At 56.9% G+C, this 25,362-nt stretch carries 29 protein-coding genes; 22 read left to right on the top strand and 7 right to left on the bottom strand.

The window, feature by feature from the left end:
* The first annotated feature begins 21 nt into the window (after positions 1-21).
* The 4 genes from VSQ30_RS06985 to VSQ30_RS07000 all read left to right on the top strand — a co-directional run bounded on the left by VSQ30_RS06985 (position 22) and on the right by VSQ30_RS07000 (position 3,890).
* Positions 22-240, top strand: a complete 219-nt coding sequence (locus tag VSQ30_RS06985; RefSeq protein WP_160641101.1) for a cation transporter — start codon at positions 22-24, stop codon at positions 238-240.
* A gap of 122 nt (positions 241-362) precedes the next feature.
* Complete coding sequence (locus tag VSQ30_RS06990) at positions 363-2,228, top strand: heavy metal translocating P-type ATPase (protein ID WP_334462999.1); 1,866 nt, start codon at positions 363-365, stop codon at positions 2,226-2,228.
* Positions 2,229-2,259: 31 nt separating this feature from the next.
* On the top strand, positions 2,260-2,979 hold the full coding sequence (locus VSQ30_RS06995; protein WP_334463000.1) for an ATP-binding cassette domain-containing protein: 720 nt from the start codon (positions 2,260-2,262) through the stop codon (positions 2,977-2,979).
* Complete coding sequence (locus VSQ30_RS07000; RefSeq protein WP_334463002.1) at positions 2,976-3,890, top strand: SufB/SufD family protein; 915 nt, start codon at positions 2,976-2,978, stop codon at positions 3,888-3,890. Before VSQ30_RS06995 ends, VSQ30_RS07000 begins: the two co-directional genes overlap by 4 nt.
* Positions 3,891-3,949: 59 nt before the next feature.
* On the opposite strand, the gene VSQ30_RS07005 is transcribed toward VSQ30_RS07000, so the two are convergent.
* Positions 3,950-4,825 carry a UTP--glucose-1-phosphate uridylyltransferase gene (locus VSQ30_RS07005; protein WP_334463005.1) on the bottom strand — a complete coding sequence of 292 codons (876 nt, stop codon included), beginning with the start codon at positions 4,823-4,825 and terminating at the stop codon, positions 3,950-3,952.
* A 240-nt stretch (positions 4,826-5,065) separates the two neighbouring features.
* On the bottom strand, positions 5,066-6,109 hold the full coding sequence (locus VSQ30_RS07010; RefSeq protein ID WP_334464816.1) for an RING finger protein: 1,044 nt from the start codon (positions 6,107-6,109) through the stop codon (positions 5,066-5,068).
* Positions 6,110-6,661: 552 nt separating this feature from the next.
* On the opposite strand from VSQ30_RS07010, the gene prfB reads away from it, so the two are divergent.
* From prfB to VSQ30_RS07030, 4 genes are all read left to right on the top strand, one after another.
* Positions 6,662-7,789, top strand: a complete 1,128-nt coding sequence (gene prfB, locus VSQ30_RS07015) for a peptide chain release factor 2 (RefSeq protein WP_334463006.1) — start codon at positions 6,662-6,664, stop codon at positions 7,787-7,789.
* A 118-nt stretch (positions 7,790-7,907) separates the two neighbouring features.
* On the top strand, positions 7,908-8,414 hold the full coding sequence (locus VSQ30_RS07020; RefSeq protein WP_334463007.1) for a GNAT family N-acetyltransferase: 507 nt from the start codon (positions 7,908-7,910) through the stop codon (positions 8,412-8,414).
* A 51-nt stretch (positions 8,415-8,465) separates the two neighbouring features.
* Complete coding sequence (locus VSQ30_RS07025) at positions 8,466-9,353, top strand: M15 family metallopeptidase (RefSeq protein WP_334463008.1); 888 nt, start codon at positions 8,466-8,468, stop codon at positions 9,351-9,353.
* Between the two features lie 54 nt (positions 9,354-9,407).
* The gene (locus tag VSQ30_RS07030) at positions 9,408-10,361 is read left to right on the top strand and encodes a 2-hydroxyacid dehydrogenase (protein WP_334463010.1); all 954 of its coding nucleotides are present in this window, start codon (positions 9,408-9,410) and stop codon (positions 10,359-10,361) included.
* 115 nt (positions 10,362-10,476) lie between these two features.
* Here the strand turns inward: VSQ30_RS07030 and VSQ30_RS07035 are convergent, their stop codons facing one another.
* The 5 genes from VSQ30_RS07035 to VSQ30_RS07055 form a co-directional block, all read right to left on the bottom strand.
* Positions 10,477-11,847, bottom strand: coding sequence for an MATE family efflux transporter (locus VSQ30_RS07035; protein WP_334463012.1), 1,371 nt, complete (start codon positions 11,845-11,847; stop codon positions 10,477-10,479).
* 201 nt (positions 11,848-12,048) lie between these two features.
* Entirely contained in the window at positions 12,049-12,453 is a 405-nt protein-coding gene (locus VSQ30_RS07040; protein WP_334463015.1) for an NUDIX hydrolase, read from the bottom strand.
* An 11-nt stretch (positions 12,454-12,464) separates the two neighbouring features.
* Positions 12,465-13,052: a histidine phosphatase family protein gene (locus tag VSQ30_RS07045; RefSeq protein ID WP_334463017.1), complete on the bottom strand. Its 588-nt coding sequence runs from the start codon at positions 13,050-13,052 to the stop codon at positions 12,465-12,467.
* Positions 13,049-13,267 (bottom strand): hypothetical protein, encoded by a 219-nt coding sequence (locus tag VSQ30_RS07050; RefSeq protein ID WP_334463019.1) that lies wholly within the window; start codon positions 13,265-13,267, stop codon positions 13,049-13,051. The genes VSQ30_RS07045 and VSQ30_RS07050 overlap by 4 nt, the downstream gene beginning before the upstream one ends.
* 179 nt (positions 13,268-13,446) lie before the next feature.
* Complete coding sequence (locus tag VSQ30_RS07055; protein WP_334463021.1) at positions 13,447-14,499, bottom strand: threonine aldolase family protein; 1,053 nt, start codon at positions 14,497-14,499, stop codon at positions 13,447-13,449.
* Positions 14,500-14,889: 390 nt separating this feature from the next.
* Here VSQ30_RS07055 and ylxM point away from each other — a divergent pair, with 390 nt between their 5' ends.
* The 14 genes from ylxM (at position 14,890) to mraZ (ending at position 25,196) form a co-directional block, all read left to right on the top strand.
* Complete coding sequence (gene ylxM, locus VSQ30_RS07060) at positions 14,890-15,258, top strand: YlxM family DNA-binding protein (protein WP_160641127.1); 369 nt, start codon at positions 14,890-14,892, stop codon at positions 15,256-15,258.
* Positions 15,259-15,273: 15 nt separating this feature from the next.
* The gene (gene ffh, locus VSQ30_RS07065) at positions 15,274-16,608 is read left to right on the top strand and encodes a signal recognition particle protein (protein ID WP_160641116.1); all 1,335 of its coding nucleotides are present in this window, start codon (positions 15,274-15,276) and stop codon (positions 16,606-16,608) included.
* Positions 16,609-16,664: 56 nt separating this feature from the next.
* Positions 16,665-16,907, top strand: coding sequence for a 30S ribosomal protein S16 (rpsP, locus tag VSQ30_RS07070; RefSeq protein ID WP_160641117.1), 243 nt, complete (start codon positions 16,665-16,667; stop codon positions 16,905-16,907).
* Positions 16,908-16,960: 53 nt separating this feature from the next.
* A complete protein-coding gene (locus VSQ30_RS07075) occupies positions 16,961-17,191 on the top strand; it encodes a KH domain-containing protein (protein ID WP_160577725.1) in 231 nt (76 codons plus the stop codon).
* Between the two features lie 69 nt (positions 17,192-17,260).
* Positions 17,261-18,004, top strand: coding sequence for a phosphotransferase family protein (locus VSQ30_RS07080; RefSeq protein WP_334463029.1), 744 nt, complete (start codon positions 17,261-17,263; stop codon positions 18,002-18,004).
* 100 nt (positions 18,005-18,104) lie between these two features.
* Positions 18,105-18,629 carry a ribosome maturation factor RimM gene (rimM, locus tag VSQ30_RS07085; RefSeq protein WP_160641119.1) on the top strand — a complete coding sequence of 175 codons (525 nt, stop codon included), beginning with the start codon at positions 18,105-18,107 and terminating at the stop codon, positions 18,627-18,629.
* Complete coding sequence (gene trmD / locus VSQ30_RS07090; protein WP_334463032.1) at positions 18,629-19,321, top strand: tRNA (guanosine(37)-N1)-methyltransferase TrmD; 693 nt, start codon at positions 18,629-18,631, stop codon at positions 19,319-19,321. The genes rimM and trmD overlap by 1 nt, the downstream gene beginning before the upstream one ends.
* 233 nt (positions 19,322-19,554) lie before the next feature.
* Positions 19,555-19,818: an HPr family phosphocarrier protein gene (locus tag VSQ30_RS07095; RefSeq protein WP_160577729.1), complete on the top strand. Its 264-nt coding sequence runs from the start codon at positions 19,555-19,557 to the stop codon at positions 19,816-19,818.
* Between the two features lie 270 nt (positions 19,819-20,088).
* Positions 20,089-20,643, top strand: coding sequence for a GNAT family N-acetyltransferase (locus VSQ30_RS07100; protein ID WP_334463035.1), 555 nt, complete (start codon positions 20,089-20,091; stop codon positions 20,641-20,643).
* A gap of 196 nt (positions 20,644-20,839) precedes the next feature.
* Entirely contained in the window at positions 20,840-22,735 is a 1,896-nt protein-coding gene (gene uvrC, locus VSQ30_RS07105) for an excinuclease ABC subunit UvrC (RefSeq protein ID WP_334463037.1), read from the top strand.
* 107 nt (positions 22,736-22,842) lie between these two features.
* A complete protein-coding gene (gene rsmD, locus VSQ30_RS07110; RefSeq protein WP_334463039.1) occupies positions 22,843-23,427 on the top strand; it encodes a 16S rRNA (guanine(966)-N(2))-methyltransferase RsmD in 585 nt (194 codons plus the stop codon).
* 23 nt (positions 23,428-23,450) lie between these two features.
* The gene (gene coaD, locus VSQ30_RS07115) at positions 23,451-23,945 is read left to right on the top strand and encodes a pantetheine-phosphate adenylyltransferase (protein WP_334463041.1); all 495 of its coding nucleotides are present in this window, start codon (positions 23,451-23,453) and stop codon (positions 23,943-23,945) included.
* A gap of 56 nt (positions 23,946-24,001) precedes the next feature.
* Positions 24,002-24,481, top strand: coding sequence for an ATP synthase subunit B family protein (locus VSQ30_RS07120; protein ID WP_160641124.1), 480 nt, complete (start codon positions 24,002-24,004; stop codon positions 24,479-24,481).
* Between the two features lie 295 nt (positions 24,482-24,776).
* Positions 24,777-25,196: a division/cell wall cluster transcriptional repressor MraZ gene (gene mraZ / locus VSQ30_RS07125; protein WP_334463042.1), complete on the top strand. Its 420-nt coding sequence runs from the start codon at positions 24,777-24,779 to the stop codon at positions 25,194-25,196.
* Positions 25,197-25,362: the final 166 nt, after the last annotated feature.

The raw sequence follows: 25,362 nt of genomic DNA on the forward strand, positions 1-25,362 counted from the left end.
CAGATTTTGGAGGGCTTTTGTATGAAGAAAAAATTTAAAATGGTCGATTTGGATTGCGCCAACTGCGCTGCAAAGATGGAAAACGCCATCCGCAAAATAGACGGGGTGCAGGACGCCACTGTAAGCTTTATGTCCCAGCGGCTTACGGTGGAGGCAGACGACAGCCGTTTTGAGGAAATACTGGATCAAATCGTAAAGGTGTGCAAAAAGGTGGAACCAGACTGCCAGATAGTCCGCTGATGGGGAAGGGAAACTGAGCAAGGAAATTTGCAAAAAATATGGAAGAAAGGAACGATACCGGGCATAAAGGGCCGTTTTTTTCCGTCTCTTTGTGTAAATCCTGTATCGCATGGCGATTTTCTATGACTGGGAAGCAAAAAAAGATGCTCTTGCGCATACTTATAAGCGGGGTGCTGCTGATTGCGGCAGTGCTCATACCCCTGGAGGGGCCTTGGCGGTTCCTTTTGTTCCTGCCAGCCTATTTCACCATTGGCTGGGATGTGCTGTGGCGGGCCGTGATAAACATCTGCCACGGCCAGGTGTTTGATGAAAACTTCCTGATGGCCCTGGCAACAGTAGGAGCCTTCTGTACTGGATTCTTTGGGGACGGGGAATACCCGGAAGCCGTGTTTGTCATGCTGTTCTACCAGGTAGGGGAGTTGTTCCAAAGCTACGCGGTGGGGAAATCCCGGAAGTCCATTGCCTCCCTCATGGACATCCGCCCGGATTACGCCAACATTGAACGGGGCGGCGCCCTGGAGCAGGTTGACCCAGAGGACGTGGCAGTGGGGGATATCATCATTGTGAAGCCAGGAGAGCGGGTGCCTCTGGACGGCATTGTGCGGGAGGGCAGTTCCGCCCTGAACACAGCGGCCTTAACAGGAGAATCCCTGCCCCGGGAGGTGGAGGCGGGAGACGCTGTTACCAGCGGCTGTGTAAATGTCAGCGGCCTGCTGCGGGTAGAGGTGACAAAGCCCTTTGAGGAATCCACTGTCTCTAAAATATTGGACTTGGTGGAAAATTCCAGCAGCAAGAAGGCCAAGGCAGAGAATTTCATCACCCGTTTTGCCCGGTATTACACCCCCATTGTGGTGTGCGCAGCGGCAGCCCTGGCAGTGCTGCCTCCCCTGTTTACAGGGGGCGGATGGGGAGGCTGGGTGCAGCGCGCCCTTGTCTTCCTGGTGGTTTCCTGCCCCTGCGCCCTGGTGATTTCTGTGCCCTTAAGCTTTTTCGGGGGCATTGGCGGCGCTTCCCGCCAGGGGATTCTGGTGAAAGGCGGCAATTACCTGGAGGCCTTAGCCAAAACAGAAAGCATGGTGTTCGATAAAACCGGCACCCTCACCCAGGGCGTGTTCCGCGTGGCAGGCTTTGCCCCCCATGGCTGCACCCAGGAGGAGCTGCTGGAGCTGGCGGCCCTGGCGGAAAGCTATTCCGACCATCCCATTTCTCGCTCCTTAAAGGAAGCCTGGGGCAAAGAGCCGGAGCAGGGCCGCGTTACGGAAACCCAGGAGCTTTCCGGTCGGGGCGTGCAGGCAGTGATAGACGGCAGAACTGTGTGCGCAGGCAATGATAAGCTGATGGAGGAGCTGGGCATATCATACACCCCCTGCACCAGGGTGGGCACAGCGGTGCATGTGGCGGCAGACGGCGCTTACAAGGGCTATCTGGTCATTGCGGACGAGGTAAAGCCAGACGCGGCTGAGGCCATCAAGGCCCTGAAAGCCCAGGGCATCCGGCAGACTGTTATGCTCACTGGGGATCGCAAAGAGGTGGGGGAAGGCGTTGCGCGGGAGCTGGGCCTGGACGCTGTGTACACCCAGCTCCTGCCCGGGGATAAGGTGGAAAAGGTGGAGGCGCTTCTCCAGCAGAAAACAGCAAAGGGGAAGCTGGCCTTTGTGGGGGACGGCATTAATGATGCCCCTGTGCTCTCCCGGGCAGATATCGGCATTGCCATGGGAGGGCTTGGCTCAGACGCTGCCATAGAGGCCGCGGACATTGTGCTGATGGACGATAAGCCCTCGAAAATCGCCCAGGCCATGAAGATTTCCCGGCGCACCCTGGGCATTGTGAGGCAGAATATTATCTTTGCCCTGACGGTAAAGGGACTGGTGCTTATCCTCAGCGCCATGGGGCTTTCCAACATGTGGGAAGCGGTTTTTGCCGACGTGGGGGTGGCGGTGCTGGCAATCCTCAACGCCATGCGGGCGCTGAACCTGCCAAAAGAATAAGGCGCAAAAAGCCTGGGAAAGGAGCCGGAGGATGCTGGAGGTGCGGGATATTTCATGGCAGGCCCCCGGCGGGGAGCAGGTGCTGGACAGGGTGAGCCTACAAGTAAAAGCAGGCGGCTTTACGGCTGTCACTGGGCCGAACGGCAGCGGGAAAAGCACCCTGCTGAAAATCATCGCGGGGCTGGAGCGCCCAGCCGGCGGGGAAATCCTGCTGGAAGGGGAGGACATTTCCAGCCTGGACGTGACGGCCCGGGCCAAAAAGGGTGTGTGCCTTGCCTTTCAGCAGCCGGTGCGGTTTAAGGGCTTCACCGTAGGGCGGCTGCTGGAGCTGGCGGCTGGACGCCCCCTTTTCCAGGAGCAGGCCTGCGCCCTTTTAGCGCAAGCAGGCCTGTGCGGCCGGGAATACCTGGGCCGCCAGGCGGACGGCAGCCTTTCCGGCGGGGAGATGAAGCGGCTGGAAATTTCCACAGTGCTGGCGAGAAAAGGCAGGCTCCTGCTTTTTGATGAGCCGGAAGCGGGCATTGACCTGTGGAGCTTTTCCGGGCTGGTTTCGGTTTTTAAGGCATTAAAGCGGCAGGGAGGCAAATCCTTGCTGCTTGTGTCCCACCAGGAGCGGCTTCTGGAAACGGCAGATGAAATCCTGGTGCTGGAAAAAGGCCGGATAATAGAGCAAGGCCCTCCGGCAAAGGTGCTGCCCAGGCTCAGCCTTTCCTGCCCTGGCTGCGGCAGGGGAGAGGCGGTATCCCTATGAACAGCATTACAAAAAAGCTTCTGGAAACTGTGGCAGGCTGGAAAGGAAAGTGGGAAGGGGCCTGCAGCCTGCGGGAAAATGGGGCCTGCGTGGAAATGCGCTCCACCCGGTTTGTGGAGATTGCCCCCAAGGAGGGGCTGCCCGGGCTTGACATCCACATTCTGCCTGGCTGCGCAGGGGAGACGGTGGCAGTGCCGGCCTGCATAACAGACGGGGGCATAGACGACCTGGTTTATAACGATTTCCATATAGCGGCAGGGGCCAGGGCCACCATTGTGGCTGGCTGCGGGATACATACGGAAAATGGGGAGCCTGCCCGGCACAGCGGCATACACCGCTTTTTTCTGGGGCCGGGCGCCCAGGTGCGGTATGTGGAAAAGCACGCAGGCAGCGGCGATGAAGCCCTGCGCGCCATCAGCCCGGAAACAGAAATATACCTGGAGGAAAGCGCCCTGCTGGAAATGGACACAGCCCAGTTGGGCGGGGTGGGCAGAGCCAGCCGGAGCACGAAAGCAGTGCTGGCGGAAAGGGCCAGGTTTTTCCTGGTGGAGCGGCTGGTGACACAGGGCAGGGAACAGGCGAAGTCCGCCTTTACGGTGCGGCTGGACGGGGCTGGGGCAGCGGCGGAGCTGGCTTCCCGGGCCGTTGCCCGGGCGTATTCCCGCCAAAGCTTTTCCTCCCGGATAACAGGCAATGCCCCCTGCAAGGGCCACTCCGCCTGCGACGCACTGGTGTCGGAGTGTGCCCAGGTGGACGCCGTCCCCAGCCTCTGCGCCCGCCATGCCGAAGCTGCCCTGATACACGAGGCCGCCATCGGCAGGATTGCGGGAGAGCAGATTTTAAAGCTGCGCACCTTGGGGCTTTCCCAGGCGGAAGCGGAACAGGCCATTATAGAGGGGTTCCTGTCATAGGGCCATGGGCATAAAAAAGAAGCGGTTCCCTAAAAAGAACCTGCTTCTTTCTTTTTGCCTTATAAGCTTTTGGAAAGCTCCTTCAAATAGGCCCGGAAATCTGTCCCGATTTCCGGATGGGCCAGGGCAGCCTCCACGCTGGCCTGCATAATCCCCAGCTTGCTGCCCATATCATAGCGGGTGCCGGTAAAGTCCACAGCAGTCATGCCGTCCCGGCGGGCCAGGGTGCGCATGGCGTCTGTAAGCTGGATTTCCCCTCCCGCGCCTGGAGGCGTATCGTCCAGAATGTCAAAAATTTCCGGCGGGAGTACGCAGCGCCCCAGAATGGAATAGAGGGAAAACTCCTGGCCGGGAGCGGGCTTTTCAATCATATCCGTACAGCGGAACAGGTTGTCCCGCAGCGGCTCCACCTTTAAAGAAGAATATTTCCGGATGGCCTCCGGGGAAACCTCTTTTACCCCCACAACGCCAACGCCATAGGACTCATAGGCCCGTATCAGTTGGGCGCACACTGGATCCTTCCCGAAAATCACATCATCCCCATAGAGCACGGCAAAAGGCTCCCCCTGCACAAAGCTGCGGGCGCAACTCACCGCGTGGCCCAGGCCCTTTGTCTCCTTCTGGCGCACATAGTAGATATTGGCAAGCCTAGAAAGGGCTACCACCTGCTCCAGCATGGCCTCCTTTTCAGGGCTGCCCATAAGGCGATCTTCCAGCTCAGGGGCGCGGTCAAAGTGATCCTCCAGAAGGCCCTTGCCCCGGTTTGTGATAATCAGGATATCTTCAATGCCCGAAGCGGCGGCCTCCTCCACAATATACTGTATGGCAGGCTTGTCCACAATGGGCAGCATTTCCTTGGGCATGGCCTTGGTGGCCGGCAGCACCCTGGTGCCAAGGCCCGCGGCGGGTATCACCGCCTTGCGTATCTTTTTCATAAGGCTTTCGGCTCCTTTTTGCAGATTTCAAACCCAGCCCGCAGCGCGTCCGGGTTCTTAGGGCGTGTTCGCATTAAGCTGATGCACACGTCTTTTTGGCAAATCCTACAGGCTTCTGTGTTAAGAATCCTCGAAATACGAAAGTGTTTCTTGCGGTTCTTCGCCTTGAATCCTGTAAAATTTTGCTCGAAAATCCGCGCACTCATCTTATGTGGACACACCCTAATGGCGGGGAGGCTGCTACAGCAGCAGGGGCACCACGTTTACCAGCAGCACATAGCACACAAACATGCATACCGCAATGGAGATGTTCACCCCGCCCTTTGCCTCCAAAGTAAGGGAAACATCGCTTCCCCGGGCGCCATGCTCTTTTATCTGCCGCACCTGGCGCACACAGTGGCGCATATACATTTTGTTGCCCCGCACCCCCACCACAATCATCACCACCAGCATGGCGAGCAGGCACAAAAGGGGGAGGGAAATTTTTAAATACATGGTAAGGTCGTTTGCCACCAATTGGCTGATAGCCAGCATCTGCTCGTTGGTGGGGGAGAACCCTTGGGTAATGTCCATGCCCACCTGCCCGGCAAGCTCCGCCAGCAGCGGGGCGGAGACAAAAACCGTTGCCAGCAGGTAAGCGAGATACAGGCAGAACATCAGCCCCGCCACCAGCGCCCCGGTTTTATACTGCTTGCGGTACAGCAGCCAGGCCCCGGAAAAGAGGAAGGCGGAAAAGCTGAACTTGTTGCGCCCGGTTTGCTTGATATACCGGAACACAGGCATATAATAGGTGGTGTTCTGCCTCACAAACTTGGAAGCGTCCCCAAAGCTTATGCCTTCGTCCAGAAGCTCTGCCGGGCTGACGCCGCCCATGGGATCAAAGGAGAAGGGGGGCACCACGCCGCCATAGGCATTGCGGGAGACAGGCGGCGCAGGGCTTACAAAGGGAGGGGGCGCCTGGGGCGGCTTCTGATCCGGCTGGCCCGCGCCCAAAAGGGACGTGCCGCAGCGGTTGCAGAACAGGGCGCTGTGGCTGTTGAGGGTGCCGCAGGCCGGGCACTCCCTGTCCTTGATTTCCGCCGAGGGTTCAACCTTAGGCGGGGGGGGCGCAGGCGGCGCCCACTCCTTCCCAGCCTCATGGAGATCGTCAAAAATGCACTTGCCTTTTTCCTGGTAACATGCCCGGTGATAGGGTGCGCCGCACTGGGGGCAGACCACAATGTCATCGTCCTCTTTAAAGGCGTCGCCGCAGACAGGGCATTTGATATGGGTATAATCCAGCATTGCCAAAGCCATTCCTTCTTTGTATTTTAGGTCTTGTTTGAAAAATCGAAAACGCTGTCTTTTTACCCCAAAGCGGCCATCTTCTGCGTCAAAAATCCTCGCCAACCGGCAGGTTGGCTTGCGGTTTTTTTCTGGAATCTGACCGCCCTGAACAAAAATACTGGCATTTCTCTGGTTTTAAAACAGACTCTAGCAGGTGTCGTGATTTCTTTTCTTATCTGGTATTGTACACGATTCTCCGGGAAAGCGCAATGCAATCCCATTTAATTTTCAGTCTGTTAATAAATTGTTTGCAAAATCCTGTCAAAAACACCCCATCCCTCCTCCTTTCCCCATGGGAATACCTCCCTGTCCCGGCTTTCTTCCGGGTTTGGACACTCTTTTTTACCGCTACCGCCTTTACATTTCCGGCCTGATTTGCTATCATTAACAGAGTACTGCCTGCCCCCAGGGCGGGCTTAAGGAAAAATACAGGCTCATTATCCAACACGCGGAAAATATCTTGCCCGTTTTCCAGTGTGTTGACTATAACCTTCACCGGGAGGAAGCTATATGCTGCAATTTGAAGAATGTAAGCGTCAACTGGAGGAACAGCAGGAAGCCCTGGCAAAGCTGGAGGAAGCCTTGGGGCTGCCCAAGCTCCGGGAAGAAGTGGAAATGCTGGAGCACAAATCCGCGGAGCCTGGGTTCTGGGACAACATGCAGGAGGCCCAGAAAGTTACCCAGCGCATGGCGGGGCTGAAAGCCAAAGACGAGGGATATCAGAAGCTGGCGGCCCGCCTGGACGACTGCTTGGCCCTTGTGGAAATGGGGGACGAGGCAGAAGATCTGTCCCTGCTGGAAGAAATCCAGGGGGAGATGGAAGCCATCCGGGAGCAGACCGCAGCCATGCGGCTTTCCACCCTGCTCACCGGGGAATATGACAGCAACAACGCCATTTTAACCTTCCACGCCGGATCCGGCGGCACCGAAGCCCAGGACTGGGCAGAGATGCTTTTCCGCATGTATACCCGCTGGTCGGAAAGCAAGGGGTATAAGGTTACCACCCTGGATTACCTGGACGGGGACGAGGCTGGCCTGAAATCTGCCTCCATCCTGGTGGAAGGGGAAAACGCCTATGGGTATCTGAAAAGCGAGGCGGGCGTCCACCGGCTGGTGCGGGTTTCCCCCTTTGACGCCGCGGGCCGCAGGCACACCTCCTTCTCCTCTTTGGAGGTCATGCCGGAAATTGAGGAAGATAACTCTGTGGAGATAAACCCTGACGATATCAAGATGGAAGTGTACCGGGCCTCCGGCGCGGGGGGCCAGAAGGTCAACAAGACCTCTTCCGCTGTGCGGCTTATCCACATCCCCACAGGCATTGTGGTTTCCTGCCAGGTGGAGCGCAGCCAGTACCAGAACCGGGACGTGGCCATGAAGATGCTCATTTCCAAGCTGGTGGAAATCAAGGAGCGGGAAAACCTGGAGAAAATCAGCGACATCAAAGGGGAGCAGAAGGAAATCACCTGGGGCAGCCAGATACGCTCCTATGTGTTCATGCCCTACACCATGGTGAAGGATCACCGCACAGGCTTTGAAACCGGCAACGTAAATGCGGTGATGGACGGCGACCTGGACGGCTTTATCAACGCCTACCTCACCGCCCAGAGCCAGAACGCCCTGCGGGAAGGCGTGGAGTAGGCCTCCAGTGGCTTAGGGCCGCTGCCCCTAAGAACCCCGCAACCCCTTTTGGAAAGAAGGGGAAACATTCCCTTTGGGAATGTTTGAACCGAAAACCAAGTTTTGGAGAGGTAAAGCTATGCAATTTTCAATAGAGCAGGTAACGGTAGATCAGAAGGAGATCCTCCGGAACCTTTTGGAAAAATATAATTATGAATTCTCCCAGTATGACGGCGCAGATATAAACGATTTAGGGCTTTACGGCTACAGCTACCTGGACAACTACTGGACGGAAAAGGGCCGTTGGGCCTTTTTTCTTAAAGCGGACGGGAAGCTAGCGGGCTTTGCCATGGTAAACGACTATCCCGAGGCGGGGGATCCTCTGGACTACTGCATGTCCGAATTTTTTGTGATGTACAAGTATCGCCGTTGCGGCTTGGGCACATGGGCGGCTTACGAGCTTTTCCGCCGCTTTCCCGGCCTGTGGCAACTCAAGCGCACTCCCCGCAACGAGAGTTCCGTAGTTTTCTGGGACAAGGTGGTAAGCGGCTTCACAGGCGGCAATTTCAAATTGGAAAGCCGGGCGGACATCGCCTATGACGACGGTACCCCGGCAGATCTGTTCACCTTCCGCACAGACAGGTAACAGCGCAAAGGGGCGGCGTGCCTCAAACAGGGAGAGAAAGGGGGAAGGGCCTTGCGGCGCAGGCGGCAGAAAAGGCAGTTTTTAAGAAGCACAAACCACATTTTGGATATCAGCCCGGCAGGGCGGAACATTTTTGTCTCCCGGGACAAGCAGATTCAAAACCACAAGGCCCGGCGCATTAAAGTCTGGATGCGGGTGGTGTCGGTGCTGGCTGTCCTGGTTTCCCTGGGGGCGGCGGCGCTTTTTGTGTGGAGCTACCTCATCCCCTATTTCCAGCGGGAGTTCATCCTGCCCCCCAGCGTTACAGAGGAGGATCCCCTCCTCACAGGCAGCATGGCCCCCCTGCCCGTATATGACGATATGGGCCTGCCGGTTTACGACAACGACATGTGCCTGTTTGTCATAAACCGGACAACCCCTGCGGAGGAGGGCTTTGAGCCAGTCCTCTACACAGCGGAGAGCGTGGCGGTAGATGCCCGCATAGCCGACGCACTCCGGCAGATGACAGCCGCCGCCCAGGAGGACGGCCTGGCCCTTACCTTTACAGAGGGATATGTATCCTATGAGGAGCAGGGCAGGCGTTTTGACGAACTGGTGGACGAGCTGATGAATGGGGACGAGGGCCTGACAGCGGTAATGGCAAAGACAGAGGCCGCCAGCATCCAGCCCGCCGCAGGCCAAAGCGATTTTCAAACAGGGCTGTGCGTCCGGGTTTCCGGTTCCCCGGAAACCTTCGGAGACTCCAAAACCTATTCCTGGCTGCGGAACAACATGGGGAAATACGGCTTTGTTTTCCGTTACCCCGAGGGCAAGCTGAACATGACAGGCATGAAGCCGGATCCCACAGTCATCCGGTATGTGGGCAGCGCCAATGCCGCCGCCATGCAGCAGCGATCCATGTGCCTGGAGGAATATGTGGCCTATCTGAACAGCCAGTAACCAGCAGGAAACTGGCGGGATTATTATAAAAGCAAACTGTGAGGAGGAAAAAACATGAAAATTGTGCTTGCGGAACCCCTGGGCATCCGGCAGGAGCTGCTGGAAAGCTGCCTGGAGGAAATCCGGGCCATGGGCCATGAGGTAGAAGCCTTTGGCGACAGGCCCCAAAACGCCGAGGCCCTTTGCCCCCGGGTGCGGGAGGCAGACGCCGTCATCATCACAAACCTGCCCTTCCCGGGGGAGGTGCTGCGCCAGTGTGAGCGCCTGCGCTATGTAGATGTGGCCTTTACCGGGGTGGATCACCTGGACGTGGCCTGCTGCAGGGAAAAGGGCATCTCTGTGTCCAACGCCTCCGGCTATTCGGATGTGGCGGTGGCAGAGCTTGCCCTGAGCATGATGCTGGCCCTTTCCCGGAACATCGTCCCCTGCAACGAAGCGGTGCGGCAGGGCGGCACAAAGGACGGGCTTGTGGGCACAGAGCTTTTCAACAAAACCCTGGGCGTTGTGGGCACAGGAAAGATAGGTGCCGCGGTTATCCGGCTGGGGCTGGCCTTTGGCATGAAGGTGCTGGCCCACAGCCGCACCAAAAAGCCGGAGCTGGAGGCTTTGGGCGTAAGCTTCCTGCCCCTGGAGGAACTGATGGCCCAAAGCGATATTGTCAGTCTCCATGTGCCCTTAAATGACGCCACCAGGGGTCTTATCAGCCAGGAGATGCTGGGCCTTATGAGGCCCACAGCCATGCTTATCAACACAGCCCGGGGGCCTGTTGTGGATAACGCCGCCCTGGCAGAGGCCCTGCAGGCCGGACGCATTGCTGGGGCAGGCATAGACGTGTTTGAAACAGAGCCGCCTATCCCGGACAGCCACCCCCTGCTGAATGCTCCCAATACCTTGCTCACCCCCCACGTGGCCTTTGCCACCCGGGAGGCCCTGGAGCGCCGGGCAGAGATTGTGTTCGATAACCTGAAAGCTTGGTTGGGCGGAACGGTGCAAAACCAGATTTGCTGATTATAGTAAACGCACTTGAAAATCGGTACATCCCGATTTTCAAGTTAAGCGGCTGAACCGCCTGGTTCAAAAGAGGTATTTTATCGCTTTTGTGCTTCCTGTCTCTTGGCAAAAATCAGTTAAATGGCTTCTTTCCTGCCCCCAGGGCCTGTGCCTGCTTCTTATAAACCTTGTGGTAGGAAATCCCCAGCAGGAGCATGGCCCCCAGCCATCCCAGGGGATTTGCCAGATATACAGCCCAGCGGCCCAAAAGCCCCGGCAGAAGCAGCACAGATAAAAGCCGCAATCCCAGTTCCACAAAGCCGGAAAGGGTGGGGGCAAAGGTGCTGCCCATGCCCTGCAGCCCGGAGCGGTACAGGCACAAAAGGAACATAAGGGGAATCAGCAGGGCCATCACCAGCAGATAGGTGTAGCCCGCCTGGGTAATGGCCTGCACCTCCTGTGGCTCTCCGGAAACCAGCAGCCCGATAAGCTGCCTGCCCAGCACCAGCATCAGCACATCCATAATCCCCGCGCTGATAAGGGCCAGCCGGATGCTGCACCGCAGCCCTTCCTGCATCCTGTCCATCCGGCTCGCGCCGTAGTTCTGGGCAGCATAGGTGGAGAAGGCCCCTTCCAGCGCGTTGCCTGTGATGTTCAGCAGGCCAAAATATTTTTCCGCCGCTGCCATCCCCGCCACAAAAAGTTTGCCATAACTGTTGATAGCCGCCTGCACAAACAGCCCGCCAATGGCGATAACTCCGTCCCGCAGGGCAAAAGGCCCGCCCAGCCGCATAAGCTCCCGGAGCAGGGCTGGTTTGGCGGCAAAGTCCTGCCGGGAGAGCTGTGCCTGGGGAATCGCCCTTAACTGCACCAGGCAGTAGCCGCAGGAGGCAAGCTGGGCCAGCACTGTGGCTGCCGCCACTCCTGCCACGCCCCAATGGAATACCCCTGCGAAAAGCAGATCTAAAGCCACGTTCAGCACGCAGGAGGCAATGCTGCCTGTAACCGGGGCGCGGCTGTTGCCCAGGGCATGAAGCAGCATGCCGGAAAGCCGGTTTGCCATGGTGATAAGGGTGCCTGCAAAAATCCACTGGACATACACCAGGGCTTGGGGCCGGATGTCCTCCGGGGTTTTCGTAAGGGCCAGCACAGGCTCTGCGCAGAAAAGCCCCAAAAGGGTCAGCAGAACGCCTATCCCCGCGGAAAGGAGCGCCGCCATGGCAATGGCCCCCCGCAAGGTTTCCCATTGCTTTTTTCCGAATAGCTGGGCAAACAGGATGGTAAAGCCCTGAATCAGCCCGGAGATGATGCAAAACAGCAGCATGCTCAAAAAGCCTGCCGCCCCCACTGCCGCGAAAGCGTCCACCCCCAGCAGCCTGCCCACCACCGCGCTGTCGGCTGTGGTGTAGAGCAACTGGCACACGCTGCCCACCATCAGGGGCGCCGCAAAGCCCAGCAGCAGCCCTAAAGGTTTGCCCTGGGTCATATCAGTCGTTTTTTTCATAGATAAAGCCTCTTTCTTCAGTTTGTTTTTTCTTGCCGCATTTCATGAAAAGAGGCCTGCAAAGGTGTGTGTTTAAAGCTCGCCTTCCGCTCTGGAGCGCCCGCTCCAAAGAGGCTTCCGCCTGGCCACCTTCAGGCCCGGAAGGCGTTCACACCGGGTATGGTTTTAAGAATCCTCATGGTTTTCCTCCTGCTCATAATCTTATAGTTCTTCCTGCTCCAGCAGGGCCATAATATGGCCCATGTTGCCCATGCCTGCAAAGCGGGTTCTGTCGAACATGTCCTCTTTGGCGTCCTGCCAGATAAGCTGGTTTTCCTCTCCCCGCACCTGGACGGGGCCTTTCAGCCTGCCGGCGTACACCTCCAGCCGGCAGGGGGCATGGAGGTAATAGGTGAAATCCATGAAGTGGAACAGAGAAATATCCGCCTCCGCCAGCCCGGTTTCCTCCCGCAGCTCCCGGTAAGCGGCGGCAAGCCCTTCCTCTCCCGGCTCTATCTTGCCGCCCACAAAGTTCAAAAGCCCTTTATACGGCTCTTTGCGCCGCCTGCACAGCAGCACCCTTTCCCGGCGTTCATCAAACACCACAATAATGTTATAACCCTGCATGGTATTCCCCCTCATAAAATTTCCCTGGCTTCCCTGGTAAACAGGTCTGTTTCCTCCACCCGTATGCAGTCCATGCCCAGGAAGGTAAAATGCACAGCCCAGGGCATCAGGCCCCGTATCCGGGAGAAGCCCTCATAGCCAAAGCCGGGCCGCAGGCTGTGTACCAGCACGCTTAAGGCTGTGCCATGAGAGCCGATGGCAACCCGCCCGTCCTCATAGTCTGTCAGGATTTTTTCCAGGGCGGCCTCCATGCGCGCCTGGACTTCTCCCAGAGCGTCCCCGTCTGAAAGCTTATAGGAAAAGTCTGCCCACTGCCTGCGGGCAAAGCCTTCAAAGTCTTCAATCCAGCCGCTGTCTATCCGGCGCTCCCGTAAATCTTCCATTGTTATAACGGGCAGGCCAGCCTCCCGGGCAAAGGGTGCCACTGTGTCCACCGCCCGTTTAAAAGGGCTGGAAAGCACGGCGCTGATGTTCTTGTCCCGGAGATACCCTGCGACAAGCCCGGTGTCGGCCTGCCCTTTCGGGGACAGTTCCCGGGTGAGGTCGTCATGGTTTTCATAATTCGGCTCACAGTGGCGGATAAAATACAGCTCCGTCATCCTTCTCCCTCCCATTCCCACAACCCCAGCATCCCCTTGGCAGGGATGGGGCGCTCTAAAGGTTCTATGTTTTCCAGCATCCAGGCAAACCGCCCGGGGGCATACTCCCCGCACAGCCTCTCTGTTTTGTGCCGCTCCATCTCCTCCAGGAAAGCCCCGTCCATGGGCACGCAGTCTGCCAGCACGCAGCGGCAGAGGATTTTCCCATATGCCATGGGCGCCCCGGGGATAAGGGCCAGCAGTTCCTGTATGTGGGGATCCCTGTGGTTTATCCTGGCGGCGCTGGCGTGGAGGCACAGCGGCCCCCGGTAGTTTGTCCGCTAGCTCCTTGTCTCGATGCGCTTTTTCCCCAGCAGGATAAGGGAAGCCCAAGGCTCCCGCAGGCTCAGCACTTTCATTTTTCTGCCCCGGCGGCTTTGATGGCGCTTATAAGCGCCTGCACGTTTTCCTCTGTGGTGGCCCAGCTTGTGCAGATGCGCACAGCGGTATGCCCCTCGTCTGTCTTTTCCCAGAAGGAGAAATGGAAATGCTGCTGCAGCTTTTCCAGCACATCGTCCGGGAAGATAAAAAACTGCTGGTTGGTGGGGGAGGGGGCGTATGCGGGAAAGCCAGCTTCTTTGCAGGCATCGGCAATCTCATAGGCAAAGGCATTTGCCTTCTGGCAGATTTCATAGTACAGCCCGCTTTCAAACAGCCCTGAAAACTGCAGGCCCAAAAGCCGTCCCTTTGCCAGCATCCCGCCGTTTTGCTTCACAGCATAGAGGAAATCCTCCTGCAGGGCCGGGTTTACAAGCACAGCCGCCTCCCCGAACAGCGCCCCGCATTTTGTGCCGCCAATGGTAAAGGCGTCGCACAGCCGGGCCATATCGGGAAGGGCCGCGTCCGCGCCCCGGGCCGTAAGGCCATAACCCATGCGCGCGCCGTCGGCAAAGAGGAAAAGCCCCCATTTCCGGCAGACAGTGTGGAGGGCTTCCAGTTCCTCCAGAGAGTACAGCGCGCCGTTTTCCGTAGGCTGGGAGATATACACCATCTTGGGCTGCACCATATGGGCGGGAGGCATGCTGCCTGCAAAGTGCTCGGCGGCAGCTTTCTCCACCTGGGCGGCGGTAAGCTTCCCCTCCACCCCGCAGGGCAGGGCCAGGATTTTGTGGCCCGTGGCCTCCACCGCGCCGGTTTCATGGACATGAATGTGCCCGGTTTCCGGCGCGATAACCCCCTGGTGGGGCCGCAGGGCGGCGCGGATAATGGTAAAGTTAACCTGGGTGCCTCCCACCAGGAAATGCACCTGGGCTTTGGGGCACTGGCAGGCCTGCAAAATCAGGGCCTTGGCCTGCTCGCAGTAGATATCTGTGCCGTAGCCCGGGGTCTGCTCCAGGTTTGTATCCAGCAGCTTTTCCATAATCCGGGGATGGGCGCCCTCGGTGTAGTCGCAGTTAAAATAAACCATGTTTTTTCCCTCCTGGAAATTTTCTCTATACAGGCAGTTTGGTATAAAAGATTACAAAAGTTTTACAAAATGACGTTTTTTGCCCGTGTTTTACCATAATTCACAGTTTGTTCATCACTTTTTCAGGGCATAAGGCTGGATGAAACAGACGCATCCGGCAGCGGCTTTTCAAAAATCCGGCGCTTCAAAAACAGGGGGCGGCAGGTGATCCGGATTGGTATAAGCGTCCAGGGTTTCCTGCAAGACGCCTGTAAATTATACCATAAGGGCAGTAAAAAGTAAATTTAAAAAAAGAAAACAGGTGTATTGACAAACAAAGGCCGCTCATGTATAATAAAGAAGCTGTAAAGAAAAAGACTTTACACAAAGAGAAAGCGGCAGGTGGCTTTGATGGCAAAGGACTTGAAAATTTCATATCTGCTGGATTTTTACGGCGATATGCTCACCCAGAAGCAGCGGGAGGTTATAGACGCCTATTATAATGAGGACTTGTCCCTGGCGGAGATAGCCCAGGAATGGGACATCACCCGGCAGGGGGTGCGGGACGCCATCAAGCGGGCGGAGCAGCAGCTTTTCGAGATGGAAGAGCGTTTGGGGCTGGCCCGGCGCTTTCAGGAGATACAGGGGGCGCTGGCGGTTATCTGCGACTGCGCCTTGAACATACAAGAGCAAAACGCCCAAAAGGGGCAGGTGCCGGAAATTGACGAAAACGCCGCGGTTATTCTGGAAAAGGCAGAGGAAATTGCGGGAGAAAGCTGATGAGGAGGGAGCGCCATGGCATTTGAGGGCTTAGCGGAAAAACTTAGCAATTCGTTTAAAAAGCTGCGCAGCAAGGGCAAGCTCAGCGAGGCAGACGTAAAGGAAGCCATGCGGGAGGTGCGGCTGGCGCTGCTGGAAGCGGACGTAAACTATAAGGTTGCCAAAGAATTTACAGGCAAGGTGACAGAACGGGCCATTGGCGCGGAGGTGATGGAAAGCCTGACCCCCGCCCAGATGGTGATAAAGATTGTAAACGAAGAGCTTGCCGGCCTGATGGGGGGCGCGGAGGCAAGGCTGAAAATGCCTGCCCACCCGCCTGCTGTGATTATGATGTGCGGCCTGCAGGGCGCGGGCAAAACCACCCACGCCGCAAAGCTGGCCCATATGCTGAAAACCCAGGGCCACAGGCCCTTGCTGGTGGCGGGGGATATTTACCGCCCGGCAGCCATCAAGCAGCTACAGGTGGTGGCGGAAAAAGCCGGGGCGCCGGTGTATGAAAAAGGCGCCCAAGACCCGGTTGTTACAGCAAAGGAAGCCGTAAAGCACGCAAAGGATTACGGCAATGACTATGTAATTATTGATACAGCGGGCCGCTTGCAGATTGATGAAGAGCTGATGGAGGAGCTGCGCCGCATTAAAGAGGCGGTGGAGCCTACGGACATCCTGCTGGTGGTGGACTCCATGACAGGCCAGGAAGCTGTGAACGTGGCGAAGTCCTTTGACGATCTGCTGGACATCTCCGGCGTTATCCTCACAAAGCTGGACGGCGACACCCGGGGCGGCGCGGCCCTGTCTGTAAAAGCTGTGACAGGCAAGCCCATCAAGTTTGCAGGCACAGGGGAAAAGCTGGGGGATCTGGAGGTTTTCCATCCCGACCGCATGGCAGGGCGCATCCTGGGCATGGGGGACGTGCTGTCCCTGATTGAAGACGCCCAGATGAAGCTGGACGAAAAGGCAGCCGCCAAAACGGCAGAGCGGCTGATGCACAATAAGCTGGACTTAAACGATATGCTGGAGCAGTTCGAGCAGGTGCGGAAGATGGGGCCGATTAAAGGCATCCTCTCAAAGCTGCCCGGCATGGGCAGCAAGGTGGACGATTTGGACATTGACGAGCGGGTGATGGATCGCACCGCCGCCATTATCCTCTCTATGACCCCTTATGAGCGCTCCCATCCGGAAAGCCTCAACGCTTCCCGGAAGCGGCGCATTGCCGCAGGCTGCGGGCAGAAGGTGGAGGACGTGAACCGCCTTTTAAACCAGTTTAAGCAGACCCAGAAGCTGATGAAGCAGTTTGGCGGGAAAAAAGGCCGCAGGATGCTGCGGGGCATGGGCGGCGGAATGCCGTTTTAGTTGACCAGGCCGCAAGGCCCTATCATATATTATCATTATTTTGGAGGAAACGAATTATGGCAGTGAAAATCAGACTGAGAAGAATGGGCGCAAAGAAGAACCCCTTTTACCGCATTGTGGTGGCGGACTCCCGCTTCCCCCGCGACGGCCGCTTTATTGAGGAAATCGGCTATTACAACCCCATGGAAGAGCCTAGCGTGGTGAAGGTTGATCCCGAGAAGGCCAAGAAGTGGATTGCAAACGGCGCCCAGCCCACCGATACGGTGAAGGCTCTGTTCAAGAAGCACGGCGTTATCTGAGAAAAACGTCCATAAGGGAAAAATACGCATAGAGAAAGGAACGTTCTAAAACAATGCAGGATTTATTAAAAGCCATTGCCTCCGGGCTGGTAGAAAAGCCGGAAGAGATCGTTATTACCAGTGAGGAAGCCGAAAACGGCGCCACCATCTACCACCTCCATGTGGCAGAGGACGACATGGGCCGGGTTATCGGCAAGCAGGGCCGCATTGCTAAGGCAATCCGCGTGGTTATGCGTGCCGCCGCCACCCGCAACGACCAGAAGATTATGGTTGAGATTGACTGACGCGGGCAGCGGGAAAAACAAGCTTGCGGGCCTTTACCGGCCCGCTTTTTGTTTTAGGAAGGAGAAAAAATGGCAGGTGCGTTAATGGGCAGGGGCGCCCGGGCAGACGTATACAGTATAGACGGACGAGCCTGCAAAGTGTTTCATGCAGGCGCCAGGATTTCAAGCGTATTCCGGGAAGCGTATATCGGGGCGCTGGCGGCGGAAGCGGGCCTGCCCGTCCCGGCGGTATATGGGGTGGCAGACGTGGAAGGCTGCCCGGCCATACAGATGGAGAGCGTGCCGGGGAAAACCCTCCATGGGCTGCTGGAGCAGGAGCCTGCCTGGTGGGAGGAAGCCGTGGGAATTCTGGCCCGGCTGCAGGCGGAAATACACCAGGCCCCGGTGTCCCTGCCGTTTGCCCTGGCAGACTGGCTGCGGGGCCGCATAGAAGGGGGCAATGTGCTGGAGGAAAGCCAGAAAAGCAGGCTTTTCGCCCTGCTTGCAGGGCTTCCCCAGGGAAATGCCCTGTGCCATGGCGATTTCCATGGAGGGAATGTGCTGACAGACGGCGCACGCCATACCGTTATCGACTGGGCAAACGCCACAGCGGGCCACCCGGACGCAGACGCCTGCCGCACCTATATGATATACCTCCTGCACATGCCCCTGCTGGCAGAGGGGTATTTAAAGGCCTATTGCGCCCAGACAGGGCGGCGGGGGGAGGAAATCCTGCACTGGCTGCCTGTGCTGGCGGGAGCGCGGCTTTCCGAGGGCTTTGAAGAGGAACAGGGAACCCTTATGGGCCTCATAAAGGAATCTCTAAAACCATAACAGAAGCAAGTCCCCGGCCGCCGGACCGGAAGCCTTCCGCTTTCGATGCGGTTGGGCTTCTTAAATAGGCCGCCGGAGGCAGGGGCAGCAAGGAGGGCATATGAAACAGTATTTGGAAGCGGGAAGGATTGTGCGCACCCATGGAGTGCGGGGAGAGGTGTGCCTGGAGCCTTGGGCAGACTCCCCGGAGTTTTTGCAAAAGATACAGCGCTTCTATTTTGACAGCGCGGGAGAGCGGGACGCGGGGCTGCTGGCTTCCCGGGTTCACAAGGGGAGGCTGCTTATGCGGCTGAAGGGGGTGGACTCTGTGGAGCAGGGAGACGCTTTGCGGGGAAAAATCCTCTACCTGAACCGGGCGGACGTGGGCCTTGCGCCAGGACAGTACTTTTTGCAGGATTTGATTGGCCTGCGGGCTGTTGACGGCATTACCGGGCAGGAATACGGCGTTTTACAGGAAATTCTGCCAACCGGGGCCAATGACGTATATCGCATTGTGTCAAAGGAAGGGAAAGAGTATTTGTTCCCGGCTGTGCCACATATGATACAAGAGACAGACCTGGAGGGCGGGGTGATCCGGCTGCTGCCCATTCCCGGCATCTTTGACGGCGGGGAGGAGGAAGCCTGATGCGCATGGATATCCTCACCCTGTTTCCAGAGCTGTTCCCCCCGGTGCTGGGGGAAAGCATTGTGGGCAGGGCCAGGAAAAAGGGCCTTTTGCAGATTTGCTGCCACCAGCTCCGGGATTTTTCCCCGGATCCCAGAGGCAGGGTGGACGATACCGTATTCGGCGGGGGGAAGGGGATGCTGCTGCTGGCAGAACCTTTTGCCCGGGGCATTGACGCCATAAAAGAACATACGGGAAGCCTGCCGCATATCCTGTATATGTCTCCCAGGGGGCCTGTATTGAACCAGGGGAAGGCCAGGGAGCTGGCAGGCTTTTCCCACCTGGTGATTCTCTGCGGGCATTATGAGGGGGTAGATCAGCGGCTGCTGGACGAGTATGGGGCAGAGGAGGTTTCCATTGGGGATTATGTGCTTACCGGGGGGGAGCTGCCTGCCATGATTCTGGCGGATGCTGTAAGCCGGATGCTGCCGGGAGTGCTGTCGGAGGAGGCCTGCTTTACGGAGGAGAGCCACTTTTCCGGGCTGTTGGAATATCCCCAGTATACTCGCCCGGAGGTTTGGCGGGGCCGCGCTGTGCCTTCTGTGCTGCTCAGCGGCCATCACGGGAACATCCGGGCCTGGCGGCAGGAGCAGGCTTTGGCTGTCACCGCCCAAAACAGGCCGGATCTGCTGGAAAAGTATGGGAAGGGCTGAAGCAGAAAGGCGCAAAACCCTCAAAAAGTTTTCAACATAACGGGCAAGCTGCACAAAGGAAGGCTAGAAAAAAATTCATAGACTGTTCATGGAAACAAAATTGGCTGGAATCTGTTGACGTTCGCCGCAAATATGATATAATTAACTCAATTTCCAAAAGCTTTCCGCCTTTTAGACGGATTTTTTTCCAGAGCCTATTTTATGCTGTTAAATTACTAGGAGGGTGAATGTACATGTGCGCTAAGGAAGTTTTGGTTCAGAATCAGGTGGGCCTTCATGCACGTCCTGCAACATTCTTTATCCAGAAGGCTAATGAGTTCAAGGCCTCTATCTGGGTGGAGAAGGAAGAAAGACGGGTTAATGCCAAGAGCCTGCTGGGCGTATTGTCCCTGGGCATCGTAGGCGGCGTCACCATCCGTATTATTGCCGATGGCTCCGACGAGCAGGACGCGGTAGACGCTTTGGTTAAGCTGGTAGAGTCTGGCTTTGCCGAGTAATTTTTCCCCGGCAGGGGCACTGCATGGATAGGCACCGCGTTACAGCGGTGCTTTCTTTTTAGCATTGCGGCGCTGCACTCAAGACGCGCAAGCGTGACGCTTGACCCAAGACGCGGGGGACAGGGATGGAAGCTTCCGCCGCATAAAGGGTTTATGCGGCTTTCGTGCGCCGTCGCGTACATGGCGTGCTCCCGGGACGGAAAATATTTGAGGACTGTGTTTGCTTTTTAAACTTAATATGGCATGACGTTTTTACGGAGGTGTTTGCATATGACGCACTTAGGCACAAAAGTGATAAAGACCCCGCGGCTTACCCTGCGGCCCTTCCGCATGGAGGACAAGGAGGCCATGTTCCGCAATTGGGAAAGCGACCCAAAGGTGACGGAATTCCTGCGCTGGCCCACAGCCAAGTCCATAGCGGACGCCCAGCGGGTGCTGGAGGGGTGGACAGCCTCTTATCAGAACCCCTCTTACTACCAGTGGGCCATTGTGCTGGAGGAACTGGGAGAGCCTATTGGCAGCATCAGCGTGGTGGAGCAGGATGAAGCCACAGATAAGGTACACATCGGCTACTGCATTGGCAGCCGCTGGTGGCACATGGGGATTACCAGCGAAGCCTTTTCCGCCATCATCCCCTTTTTGTTTGAGGAAGTGGGGGCAAACCGCATTGAAAGCCAGCACGATCCCAATAACCCCAACTCCGGCAAGGTGATGGAAAAGTGCGGACTCACTTACGAAGGCACCCTGCGCCAGGCCGACCACAGCAACAAGGGCATTGTAGACGCCTGCATGTACAGCATCCTGGCGTCAGAGTATTATTTCTGAAAGAAATAATAGGAAAGGATAGCCATATATTCCCCCGCCCGCAGGGCGGGGGAATATACCCAATTTCCTGCTATTGTGTGCAGAAGTAATATAAAAGTTTTTGAGGATTCCAAAGGGGCTTTTTTCAAAAAGCCCCTTTGGGCGGGGCATGGGGCGGCAGCCCCATATATACGGTAACCGCATAGGGGAGGGCGCAATGGACAGCATAGAGGAACGGGCGGAAAAGAAGAAGGAACTGCGGAAAAAGGCCATGCAGCTTCCCTTGTCCCCAGGGGTGTACATTATGCACGACAAAACTGGGGAGATTATCTACATTGGCAAGGCCAAGGCCCTGAAAAACCGGGTGAGCCAGTATTTCGGCTCCGACCGCAACCACGAGGAAAAGGTGCGCCGGATGGTGCAGAATGTGGACTGGTTCGAGTACATCATCACGGACAGCGAGTTTGAAGCCCTGGTGCTGGAAAGCAGCCTCATTAAACAGAACCAGCCCAAATATAACATCCTGCTGAAGGATGACAAGGGGTACAGTTATATCCGGGTTAGCGGCGGAAGCTGGCCCCGGATTACCGAGGTGAAAAAAATGGAGGACGATGGAGCCAAGTATATCGGGCCATATTTAAGCTCCTGGTCTATTAAGCAAACCGTTGACTCCGCCCGGAAAATTTTCCGCCTGCCAGACTGCAATAAGAAATTCCCCCAGGATTTCGGCAAGGGCAGGCCCTGCCTCAACTACTACATCAAGCAGTGCTGCGCCCCCTGCCGGGGCCGCATGGGGGAGGAAGAATATAACGAGGCCTTCCAGCAGGCCCTGGACTTTATCAAGGGGGGCAGCAGCACCTCTGTGCGCGCCCTTACCGCCAAAATGGAGGAAGCCGCCGGGAACATGGAGTTTGAGCTGGCGGCCCGGCTGCGGGACAGGATAAGCGCCATCAACAAGATGAAGGAGCGCCAGAAAGTGGTGGCAAGCCGGGTGGAGGAGCAGGACGTGTTTGCCCTGGCCCAGGGTGAAACCCACACCGCCTTTGAGGTGTTCCGCTTTACAGGGGGGAAGCTCAGCGACCGGGAAAGCTTCCTCACCGAAGGCTGCCAGCCTGACCCGGAAGCCCGGTCGGAGTTTCTGCGGCAGTATTACGGCATACGGGATCGGATTCCTCCTGTGATTGCCCTGGATGGGGAGATAGAGGACAGGGAGCTTTTGGAGCGGTGGCTTTCGGAAAAGCGGGGGCGGGCGGTACACATTACGGCGCCCCAGCGGGGAGAGCAGCACCAGCTTGTGCAGATGTGCCGCACCAATGCCGCCGAGAGCATTGCCCAGCACACAGGCACCGCAGGGCGGGACGCTTCCGCCTTAGACGAGCTGCGCCGCCTGCTGGGGCTGGAAAAGGCCCCGGCCTATATCGAGTCCTACGACATCTCCAACCTCCAGGGCGGGGAGAATGTGGCAGGCATGGTGGTGTTTGAAAACGGCAGGCCCTTGAAGTCTGCCTACAGGAAGTTTAAAATCAAGACTGTGGAGGGCCAGGACGACTATGGATCCATGCGGGAGGTTATCCGCCGCAGGTTTGAGGAATATAAGGCCCATCAGCAGGAGGGGGACGGCACAGGCTTTGGCCGCCTGCCGGATTTAATCCTCTTAGACGGCGGCAAGGGCCATGTGGCGGCAGTGCAGCCCCTTTTAGACGAAATGGGGATAGCGGTGCCCCTTTTCGGCATGGTAAAGGATGACAAGCACCGCACCCGGGCTATCGCCCTGACAGGGGGGGAGATTGCCATCAGTTCCACCCGCCGGGCCTTCACCCTGGTGTCCTCCATTCAGGACGAGGTACACCGCTTTGCCATCGGATATCACCGGCAGCAGCGGAAAAAGGCCGCCATTTCCTCCACCCTTACGTCTATTGAGGGCATCGGCCAGACCCGGGCCAAGGCCCTTTTGAAGCACTTCAAAACCGTTGCCAATGTGGCGGGGGCAGACCTGCGGGAGCTGGAAACAGCCCCGGGCATGACAAAGCCCGCTGCCCGACGGGTTTTTGAATTTTTCCATGGGAGCCTGGAGGCGGAAGGGGAAACAGGGGCGCAAAGCCCTGAAAATTGAAGAAAAACAGGGAATAAACCGCGATAAAATGGTTTAAACAGTTGACATATGGAGAAAATAATGGGATAATACAGTGAATACACTGGAAAAACAAGTTTTCAGGCAGGATGGCCATATCCCTTGATTTATTACGTGGAGACAAGCATATGCGCATTATTTCAGGCACTATGCGGGGCAAAAAGCTTTTGTCATTGGAAGGGGACGCAGTGCGCCCTACCTCTGACCGGGTGAAGGAAGCCCTGTTTGATATACTGCAGTTCCGCATTGAGGGGCGCAGGTTTTTAGACCTGTTTGCCGGTTCCGGGCAGATTGGCCTGGAGGCCCTCAGCCGGGGGGCGGGAGAGGCTGTGCTGGTGGATGCCTCCCGGGCCTCCCAGCAGGTGATAGAAAAAAACCTGCGGGCTTTGGGGCTTGAGGGCCGGGCGCGGCTGGCGCCCATGGATTTCAGGGCTTTCCTGCACAGCGGCCCGGGTAGCTTTGACATAGCCTTTTTAGACCCGCCCTACCGCACAGGCCTTTTGCAGGAGGCTTTACCCGCGGTAGCCAGGCACATGAACCCTGGCGGTATTATTGTGTGCGAGCACCCCAGGGAGGAACAGATGCCGGAGGCAGCGGAGGGCTTTGCCCTGTACAGGCAGTATCGGTATGGGAAGATTATGCTGACAAGCTATTGCAGGCCTGTGGGAGAATAGTACCCCCGAAAAGGAGACAAGCTATGATACGGACAGCAATCTGCCCCGGCAGTTTTGACCCGGTGACCATGGGCCATCTGGACATTATCAGCAGGGCGTGCAAGATATTTGACAGGATTATTGTGGCGGTGCCGGTGAACCCCCAGAAGCATTTCAGCTTCTCTGTGGAGGAGCGCATGGAGCTTTTGCAGCGAGTGTGCGACGGCGCGGGCCTTGCAAATGTGGAAATAGACCGGGTGACAGGGCTGCTGGCGGATTACGCCATGGAGAAGGGCGCCATGGTGGTGGTGAAGGGCCTGCGTGCCGTGTCAGACTTTGAATATGAATTCCAGCAGGCGCTGGCAAACAAAAAGCTGAACCCGCATTTAGAAACCATGTTCCTGCCCACAAGCTCTGACAACATGTTTTTAAGCTCCAGCGTTGTCAAGCAGATTGCGGGCTTCGGAGGGGATATCTCCCATTTTGTGCCCGACTGCATTTTGCATACCATCCAGGAACGCCTTTGTAAACAGGGTTAGCGGCAGCCTGCGGGCTTCCCGTCAGGAATCAGCAAAGAAAGGGACGAGAGTTTTCCATGGCAAATAACCAAGCGACTATTGAAGATCTCATCGACGAAATGTATGACATGCTGGAAAAGGGCTGGAAAATGCCTATGTCCGGCGGCAAGCTGTTTGTAGACGGCGAGGAGGTCCGGCAGATTCTGGACGAAATTAAGGAAGAAATCCCCGCAGAGGTGCATAAGGCCAGGGCCATTGTGGCAGACCGGGCGCAGATTCTCAACGAGGCGCAGCGGGAGGCAGAAACCATTATCCGCGTGGCAGAAGAAAAGGCCAGGGCGCTGGTAGATCAGCAGGAGATTGTGCGCCAGGCCCAGCAGAAGGCCAACGAGCTTATCGCCCAGGCCCAGGCAAAATTCAAGGAAATGCGCAAGGCCAGCAATGATTATGTAGACGATTTAATGCGCCGCACAGACGAAGCTTTGGCGGAAGGACTGTCTGAACTGCGGAAAACCAGGCAGAATATCAAGGCTTCCCAGCGAAATTCACAAATGTGACCCGGAAGATTCCAGCAAATTCAATAAATCCCATGATTTTTAGAATTCCCCTCGCTAGATATAGCGAGGGGAATTTCTGTTCCCCCACTATCTGCCCGAACATACCATCGTTCCTTTTCTCAGAAGGGGTCGAACGGATTTTCCGAATTGCATTCAGTGGGCTTCTAGGGTATAATAATGAAGCCGGGTGGTGAAAAGTGGGGAGAAGTTCCACGCTGTGGCATAAAAGTGGGGCAGGGTGGCTTCTGGTGCAGGCGCTTTTCTCCGGGGCAAAAATCGGAAGGGCGCAGGAATTATGTTGACTGGTGAATATCAGCATAATATGGACCAGAAGGGCCGGGTGACAGTGCCTTCCAAGTTCCGGGAGGACTTGGGGGACAAGTTTTATGTCTGCCGGGGCCTGGACGGTTGCCTGTTCCTTTTGTCCCAGTCCCAGTGGGACAGCCTGGTGGAGAAGGTCGCGGCCATCCCCCTGGCCCAGGGCAAGGGCATCCAGCGCTATTTCTTCTCCGGCGCCGCCGAGGTGGAGCCGGACAAGCAGGGGCGCATTCTCATTCCCCAGAACCTGCGGGATCACGCGGGGCTTACCCGGGACGTAACCGTTATCGGCGCGGCAGTGCGGGCGGAAATCTGGGACACGGCCCGGTGGGCCGCCTACAATGAAAGCCAGACCGACGAGGCCATTGAGGCCTCCATGAATCTGTTGGATTTCTAGAGCGTGTACACACAAAGCAATCACACGCATCTTTTCGGGTTATTTTATGGGCTTCTGTGTTAGGAATCCTCGAAGATGCGAAAACGCTTTTCAAACGTTCGCCTTTCTTGCGGTTCCTGCCTTGAACCCCACTAAATCCCCTCGAAAATCTGCATATTCAACTTAT

Origin of the sequence: Acutalibacter sp. JLR.KK004, from assembly GCF_036941085.1 — a bacterium.
GTDB lineage: Bacteria > Bacillota > Clostridia > Oscillospirales > Acutalibacteraceae > Acutalibacter.